At 34.8% G+C, this 7,874-nt stretch carries 5 protein-coding genes and 1 pseudogene; 5 read left to right on the top strand and 1 reads right to left on the bottom strand.

Features of this window, described 5'->3' with window-relative positions:
* Positions 1-123: 123 nt before the first annotated feature.
* On the bottom strand, positions 124-1,668 hold the full coding sequence (locus tag Q0L65_RS03860) for a hypothetical protein (protein ID WP_296683701.1): 1,545 nt from the start codon (positions 1,666-1,668) through the stop codon (positions 124-126).
* Between the two features lie 153 nt (positions 1,669-1,821).
* On the opposite strand from Q0L65_RS03860, the gene Q0L65_RS03855 reads away from it, so the two are divergent.
* From Q0L65_RS03855 to Q0L65_RS03835, 5 genes and pseudogenes are all read left to right on the top strand, one after another.
* The gene (locus Q0L65_RS03855; protein WP_296683699.1) at positions 1,822-2,985 is read left to right on the top strand and encodes a 2-isopropylmalate synthase; all 1,164 of its coding nucleotides are present in this window, start codon (positions 1,822-1,824) and stop codon (positions 2,983-2,985) included.
* A gap of 18 nt (positions 2,986-3,003) precedes the next feature.
* Positions 3,004-4,119, top strand: a complete 1,116-nt coding sequence (gene leuB / locus Q0L65_RS03850) for a 3-isopropylmalate dehydrogenase (RefSeq protein ID WP_296683697.1) — start codon at positions 3,004-3,006, stop codon at positions 4,117-4,119.
* A gap of 255 nt (positions 4,120-4,374) precedes the next feature.
* A complete protein-coding gene (ilvD, locus tag Q0L65_RS03845) occupies positions 4,375-6,048 on the top strand; it encodes a dihydroxy-acid dehydratase (RefSeq protein ID WP_296683695.1) in 1,674 nt (557 codons plus the stop codon).
* 43 nt (positions 6,049-6,091) lie between these two features.
* Positions 6,092-7,777, top strand: a complete 1,686-nt coding sequence (ilvB, locus tag Q0L65_RS03840; protein WP_296683694.1) for a biosynthetic-type acetolactate synthase large subunit — start codon at positions 6,092-6,094, stop codon at positions 7,775-7,777.
* Between the two features lie 4 nt (positions 7,778-7,781).
* A pseudogene (locus Q0L65_RS03835) lies at positions 7,782-7,874 on the top strand (acetolactate synthase small subunit); the annotation flags it as partial.

Below are 7,874 nucleotides of genomic sequence, written 5' to 3'. Positions count from 1 at the left end.
GACAGGAAATCACGCAAGTCAACACTAGGAATGTTTTGCATATTGTATGTATTTAATATCTTAAAAAGCGTAAACGCTTCTCACAAATGTAAGTAATATTTTTAATTGAAGAAAAAAGTAGGTTTATCGATTACTTAATTGGGCTTTTTCACGAATGATATCACCAATTTTTCGATTTTCGATTTTGCTTTCTAACCACGAAATAATATCAAGATACAAGAAAGCACGTTTTTCATAGGTGTTTTTCTCTAACTCAACAAAGCGCTCTTTCATCTTGATAAACTCTTTTTTAATATCTCCTGGGTAGATTGAATTTAGGTTTTTTAAGAAGCGAATAATTTCTTTTTGAACTTCGTGTAAGTCATTCATTTTTAGCATGAATTTATAGGTGCTCTTCAATTGATTCTCCAAGTAATAATCATTACCTAATTCATAGTGTAAAATCAAGTATAACAAGCGTGCAAAACACATTAAATCTTCACGCATCGTAAGATTTTTATTGTTGATGATTTTTTCCAAATAGAATAGTGATTCATTGTATTTTTCGTTTCCAAAATAAATACAAGCAATTTTATAATAAAACAACATTTCGTGATGTTCGTCTAAATGTTCACTATGCTGATTCATTTTATATAAAACCTCAGGAATCAAGTATTCGCTTTCGGCAAAACTACCTTCAAGAATGTGAAAATTTAATTTGTTGTTGTATAAATACAGAAAAGACAAAGAAGCGATATTATCGTTGACCGGAAATTTAGGGTCGTTAATGGTTTCTTCTAGTTGAACTAAATACTTTTTGAAATTGGTTTTGTATTTCAACATGAACAAGGATTCCAATAAATAATGATTACCCTTCAAGAAAAATACAGGATTTAGATAAATCATATTAGGATTGTCATAGAAAAGAGTCACCCATTTGTGCGCAAATTTGTAACAAGACAAAAAGTCCTGAACTAAGAAACTTCGCCAAAGATTGGCATTAAAATACCAATATTTCTCTCGAAATCCGAATTTATCCTCATCAAATTTAGCAATGTGTTTGTTGAAATAATCGTCAATTTGTTGGTATTCTTCGTCGCTTTTTACATAACCGGTTTTAAGCATAATGCCGTACAACTGAAGCGATAGATTGGATAATTTACTCGAAATAGTATTGCGATAGTTCAGCTCTTTGGCTTGTACGGCCAATTCATCAGCACGCCCTTGAATACTTCGGGTTATGTATTGTGATTCGATTAGTTTTTCGAATTCTACAATTTCATACGCCATGTGTTTTTCGTCGTTTTCTAGAGCTTGTTGTTTGGTTTTGTCCAAGATTTTTAAACTCTGCTTGTACAATCCCTTATTGTATAAAATAGTAGCAAAATCAATTTGTTCACGCAGTTGGTAACGAATATTCTGACTTGGAATATTCAATCGAATACTTACTAAGATTTGTTTGTATAAATACGATTTTAAATTGGATAATTGTACTTTTTTAATACTACCACTTTTCAAAATGAGTTTCTCGTCATAGACTTCGGATTTGTCCAAAATATTGAACAATTCAATGAATTTTGTATTGGAACTGGTCTCTAATCGGCTAGCAAAAATCTTGAATTGGCGTTTTTCAGACTTTGAAAGGGATTTAATTAATACAAATAAGAAATCTTTTTGATGGTTAGCCATTGTAAAATATAAAGATTTAAAATATTGATTTTCAGTTGCTTATATAGTAATTGAAGGCTTTATAAGCAGTATATTTTAGTAAAATGATTTTTGTTGTAAACGATTAAAATCTAATTTTGTTTCAAGATGTGAAATTACATTAAATAAACGAAAATGAATAAAGATAAAGTTCAAATTTTTGACACCACCTTAAGAGACGGCGAACAGGTCCCAGGATGCAAGTTAGATACTGCTCAAAAGCTAATTATTGCCGGTCGATTAGACGAAATGGGTGTTGATATTATCGAAGCGGGATTTCCTGTTTCAAGCCCTGGAGATTTTTTATCTGTTTCAGAAATCAGTAAAATTGTAAAAAATGCTACTGTTTGTGGTTTGACTAGAGCAGTTAAAAATGATATTGATGTGGCTGCTCAAGCACTGCAATATGCCAAAAAACCTCGTATCCATACAGGAATTGGTACTTCTGAATCACACATTGTACACAAATTAAATACTACCAAAGAAGATATTATTGCTAGAGCTAAAGCGGCTGTTGCTCACGCAAAATCGTATGTAGAAGATGTAGAATTCTATGCCGAAGATGCGGGTAGAACGGATAATGCCTTCTTAGCGCAAGTTTGTGAAGAAGTAATCAAATCAGGAGCTACAGTACTTAATATCCCTGATACTACTGGATATTGTTTGCCAGATGAGTACGGAGCAAAAATTAAATACCTTAAAGAAAACGTAAAAGGAATTGATAATGTGACTATTTCTTGTCACTGTCATAATGATTTAGGAATGGCTACTGCCAATTCAATCGCAGGTGCAATTAATGGTGCGCGTCAAATCGAGTGTACTATTAATGGTATTGGAGAAAGAGCTGGAAATACAGCTTTAGAAGAAGTAGTAATGGTGTTCAAACAACATCCTTATTTGAATTTATATACGGATGTAAATTCAAAACAATTGAATGAAATGAGCCGATTGGTTTCAGATAGTATGGGAATGATGGTGCAACCCAACAAAGCAATTGTTGGTGCTAATGCCTTTGCTCACAGTTCTGGAATTCACCAAGATGGTGTAATCAAAAATAGAGCGACATACGAAATTATCGATCCTTTGGATGTAGGGGTGAATGAATCTTCGATTATCCTTACGGCTAGAAGTGGTAGAGCGGCTTTGGCTTACCGTGCTAAAAAAGTAGGATACGAATTGACCAAAATACAATTAGATATCGTTTATGTTGAATTCTTGAAATTTGCCGATATTAAGAAAGAAGTACTAGATGAAGATATTCATCAAATTGTTGAAGCAAGTAAATGTTTACAAGCCTAATCCATAAAGAGTAAAAAAATGAATTTAAAAATAGCAGTACTTTCAGGAGACGGAATCGGTCCAGAGGTTACTTTGCAAGCTAAAAAAGCCTTGCATGCTATTGGTGTGGTGTACCATCACGAGTTTGTTTTTGAAGATGCTTACATTGGCGCTATTGCTATTGAAAAAACAGGAAAACCACTTCCAGAACAAACTTTGAATTTATGTAGAAATACGGATTCGATTTTGTTTGGCGCTATTGGTGACCCAAAATATGACAATAATCCAGAGGCAAAAGTACGTCCAGAACAAGGCTTACTTAAACTGCGTAAAGAATTAGGTTTGTTTGCTAATATTAGACCTATTAAAGCGTATCCAAAGTTGATGAATTCGTCACCAATTAAAAAAGAAGTACTTCAAGGTACTGATTTTGTGGTGTACAGAGAGTTGAATGGCGGGATGTACTTTGGAGAAAAAAAGACGAACGAAGCAGGAACGTATGCTTCTGATTTGTGTGAATATAATGAAGAAGAAATTGTAAAGATTTCGCATTTGGCTTTCAAAGCAGCACAAACACGACGTAAAAAAGTGACTTTGGTGGACAAAGCCAATGTACTAGAAACGTCAAGATTATGGCGAAAAGTAGTGACTAAAATTGCTGCAGCATATCCAGATGTTACTTTAGAATACATGTATGTAGACAACGCTTCGATGCAAATTATAGTTAATCCAAGACAATTTGATGTCTTGTTAACCGATAATTTATTTGGCGATATTTTGTCTGATGAAGCCAGTGTAATTTCGGGTTCTATCGGATTGATGTCGTCGGCTTCTTTGGGAGAGCAACATTCTTTATTTGAACCCATTCACGGTTGTTATACCGAAGCGAAAGGAAAAAATATAGCCAACCCAATTGCGTCAATACTTTCTGTAGCTTTATTATTAGAACATTTTGGTTTGATTACCGAATCAAAAAAAGTAATTGCCGCGGTAGAGAAAGCAATAGTAAGCAATGTCGTCACCGTGGATTTGAAAGTAGATTCTCAATTTGGAACGAATGAAGTAGGGGACTTTGTTGCCAACTATATTCTAAATGAAGGGGATTTGTATTTCAAAAAAGATTTTGTTCAATTAGGGCAATCGACGATTGTTTAGGTTGATACAGTAAAAGCATTTTTAATTGAATGCTAAAAAAATGTAGAATAGTTTTTTGGGTTGTATTAGTTTTTATACTTTTGCTCAAAATAAATAACTATGAAAAGCACTACTATTTTTTCTTCAATTATTAATGTCATTGTGGTAAACACAAATGAAGAGGGAATGGTATAAATATAACTAAAAGAATATTTAGAACCTTCCAAATAAATTGGAAGGTTTTTTTTTGTAAAAAAATAAAAAAATAATTGTGTAATGGAATTAAATAAATACAGTAAGATAATCACTCAGGACGAAACACAACCCGCTTCTCAAGCGATGTTGTACGGAATTGGATTAACTGAAGAAGATCTTAAAAAAGCGCAGGTTGGAATTGTGAGCATGGGATATGATGGAAATACCTGTAACATGCACTTGAATGATTTGGCTAAAGAAATTAAAGCGGGAGTTTGGGATGCTGATTTAGTGGGATTGATTTTTAATACTATTGGAGTAAGTGACGGTATTTCTAATGGAAATGATGGAATGCGTTTTTCATTAGTGTCTAGAGATATTATTGCTGATTCTATTGAAGCAGTTATGGGAGCGCAATGGTATGATGCCATGATTGCTGTTCCAGGTTGTGACAAGAATATGCCCGGATCATTAATGGCAATGGGTAGGGTAAATCGTCCTTCTATTATGGTGTACGGAGGATCAATTCATCCTGGAAAATGGAAAGGAGAATCGTTGAATATCGTTTCGGCTTTTGAAGCTTTAGGAAAGAAATTCAACAACACGATTACACCAGAGGATTTTAAAGGAGTAATTCAAAATGCATGTCCAGGCGCAGGTGCTTGTGGTGGAATGTACACTGCTAATACGATGTCATCGGCAATTGAAGCATTAGGAATGAGTTTGCCTTATAGTTCGTCTAATCCAGCGTTAAGCCCAGAAAAAAAACAAGAATGTGTTGATGCTGGGAAAGCTATTAGAATTCTGTTAGAAAAAGACATCAAACCTAGAGATATTATGACACGTAAAGCATTTGAAAATGCCATTACGATGGTCGCAGTTTTAGGTGGTTCTACCAATGCAGTAATGCACTTGATTGCTATTGCGCATTCAGTTGGGATTGAGTTGACATTAAAAGATTTCCAAGATATTAGTGATAAAACACCTTTATTGGCTGACTTAAAACCAAGTGGAAAATACTTGATGGAAGATTTACATGAGGTAGGTGGTGTTCCTGCAGTAATGAAATATTTATTGAAAGAAGGATTTTTACACGGAGATTGTTTGACCGTAACAGGAAAAACATTAGCTGAAAATTTGGCACTAGTTCCTGATTTGAATGATGGTCAAGAAGTAGTATACGAAATTCAAAAAGCATTGAAATCTACTGGAAATATTCAAATTTTATATGGAAATATTGCAACTGAAGGTTGTGTAGCTAAAATTAGTGGTAAAGAAGGAGAATTCTTTGAGGGTACTGCAATTGTTTATGAAAATGAGCATGATGTAATCAAAGGAGTAAGAGGAGGAGAAGTAAAACCGGGTAATGTAGTCATCATTCGTTATTGTGGTCCAAAAGGAGGTCCAGGTATGCCTGAAATGTTGAAACCAACATCGGCAATCATGGGAGCAGGATTAGGAAGTACTGTAGCTTTGATTACTGACGGACGTTTCTCTGGAGGTTCGCACGGTTTCGTTGTAGGACACGTAACGCCAGAAGCGTATGAAGGTGGAGCTATTGCTTTAATTCAAAACGGAGATGTGATTACAATTGATGCGGTTAAAAACACCATTAATTTGAAAATATCTGATGAAGAATTGGCAAAAAGAAGAGCCAATTGGGTGCAACCACCATTAAAAGTAACACAAGGGGTATTGCTAAAATATGCAAGAGCAGTTTCAAGTGCCTCAACAGGTTGTGTAACTGATAAATAAGAATTGTCCTGAGCTATTTAAATAATCAAATAGAGTAAAAAAAATGAGAATATCAGGTGCAGAAGCCGTTATTAGATGCTTATTAGCAGAAGGAGTAGACTTGGTTTATGGTTACCCAGGAGGTGCTATTATGCCAGTTTATGACGAATTATATAAATTTAGAGAAGAATTACACCATGTTTTGGTACGCCATGAGCAAGGAGCAACGCATGCTGCTCAAGGATTTGCCAGAGCAACAGGAAAAGTAGGGGTAGCTATTGCTACTTCAGGACCAGGAGCTACTAATTTAGTAACTGGAATTGCCGATGCACAAATTGATTCTACGCCTTTAGTATGTATTACTGGACAAGTAGGAAAGCATTTGTTGGGTTCGGATGCGTTTCAAGAAACGGATATTATCAGTATTTCGACTCCTGTAACTAAATGGAATTACCAAATTACAGAAGCAGACGAAATTCCAGAGATTATTGCAAAAGCATTTTATATCGCAAAATCAGGTCGTCCAGGTCCTGTATTAATTGATATTACTAAAAATGCACAATTTGACGAATTGGATTTCAGTTATAAAAAATGCACTAGCATTAGAAGTTACATTCCAAAACCTACTTTAAAATTAGATCAAGTTGCAGCAGCAGCAGCAGTAATTAATAGCGCTAAAAAACCACTGATTGTTTTTGGTCAAGGAATTATTCTTGGAGAAGCAGAAGCGGAATTAAAAGCATTTGTAGAAAAAACAGGAATTCCAGCTGCATGGACTGTTTTAGGCCTTTCAGCATTACCAACAGATCATCCTTTAAATGTAGGTATGGTAGGGATGCACGGAAATTACGGGCCTAATGTTTTGACAAATGAATGTGATGTATTAATTGCATTAGGAATGCGTTTTGATGATCGTGTTACGGGTAATTTAGAAACCTATGCAAAGCAAGCCAAAGTAATTCACTTTGAAATTGATCCTGCTGAAGTAGATAAAAATGTAAAAACAGAGGTTGCCGTTTTAGGAGATGTAAAAGAAGCTTTGGCTGCAATACTACCACTTGTAGAGGCTAAGAAGCACGAATCTTGGCATAACGAATTCAAAGAAAAATATAAAGTTGAATTAGAAGCGGTTATTGATGACGAATTGAAACCGAAAAAAGAAGGGATCTCTATGGGAGAAACCATCGAAATGATTAACAAACACTCGAAAGGGGATGCAATTATGGTTTCAGACGTGGGGCAACATCAAATGTTTACCTGTCGTTATTCAAAATTCAATTCGACCAAAAGTAATATTACCTCTGGAGGTTTAGGAACTATGGGATTTGCTTTACCTGCAGCTATTGGGGCTAAAATGGGACGACCAGATCGAGAAGTAGTTGCTATTATTGGCGATGGTGGTTTCCAAATGACGATTCAAGAATTGGGTACCATTTTTCAAACACAAGTTCCAGTGAAGATCGTGGTATTGAATAATGAGTTTTTAGGAATGGTGCGCCAATGGCAACAACTGTTTTTTGACAAACGTTATGCTTCTACAGAAATGATTAATCCTAACTTTATTGCTATTGCCGAAGGGTATTACATTAAAGCAAAGAAAGTAACAAAACGTGAAGATTTGGATGCAGCAGTTGCCGAAATGATGGCTTCGAAAGAATCGTATTTCTTAGAAGTTTTGGTAGAAAAAGAGAACAACGTATTTCCAATGATTCCAACAGGAGCTTCAGTTTCCGATATTCGATTAAGTTAATACTATGGAAAATAAAACATTCACCATTTCTGTATATTCAGAAAACAACGTAGGCTTATTAAACAGAATATCAGTAATATTCTTGAAACGCCATATC

It is taken from the genome of Flavobacterium sp. (assembly GCF_024642105.1).
Classification (GTDB): Bacteria; Bacteroidota; Bacteroidia; order Flavobacteriales; family Flavobacteriaceae; genus Flavobacterium.
Note: the sequence above shows the minus strand (reverse complement) of the source record. Positions and strands in the feature narration are given on the sequence as shown.

What these genes read in the sequence shown, in the direction of transcription:
- ilvD (WP_296683695.1), top strand. Translation starts at nt 4,375, where the DNA reads ATGGAATTAAATAAATACAGTAAGATAATCACTCAGGACGAAACACAA.
- ilvB (WP_296683694.1), top strand. Translation starts at nt 6,092, where the DNA reads ATGAGAATATCAGGTGCAGAAGCCGTTATTAGATGCTTATTAGCAGAA.
- Q0L65_RS03860 (WP_296683701.1), bottom strand. Translation starts at nt 1,668, where the DNA reads ATGGCTAACCATCAAAAAGATTTCTTATTTGTATTAATTAAATCCCTT.
- leuB (WP_296683697.1), top strand. Translation starts at nt 3,004, where the DNA reads ATGAATTTAAAAATAGCAGTACTTTCAGGAGACGGAATCGGTCCAGAG.
- Q0L65_RS03855 (WP_296683699.1), top strand. Translation starts at nt 1,822, where the DNA reads ATGAATAAAGATAAAGTTCAAATTTTTGACACCACCTTAAGAGACGGC.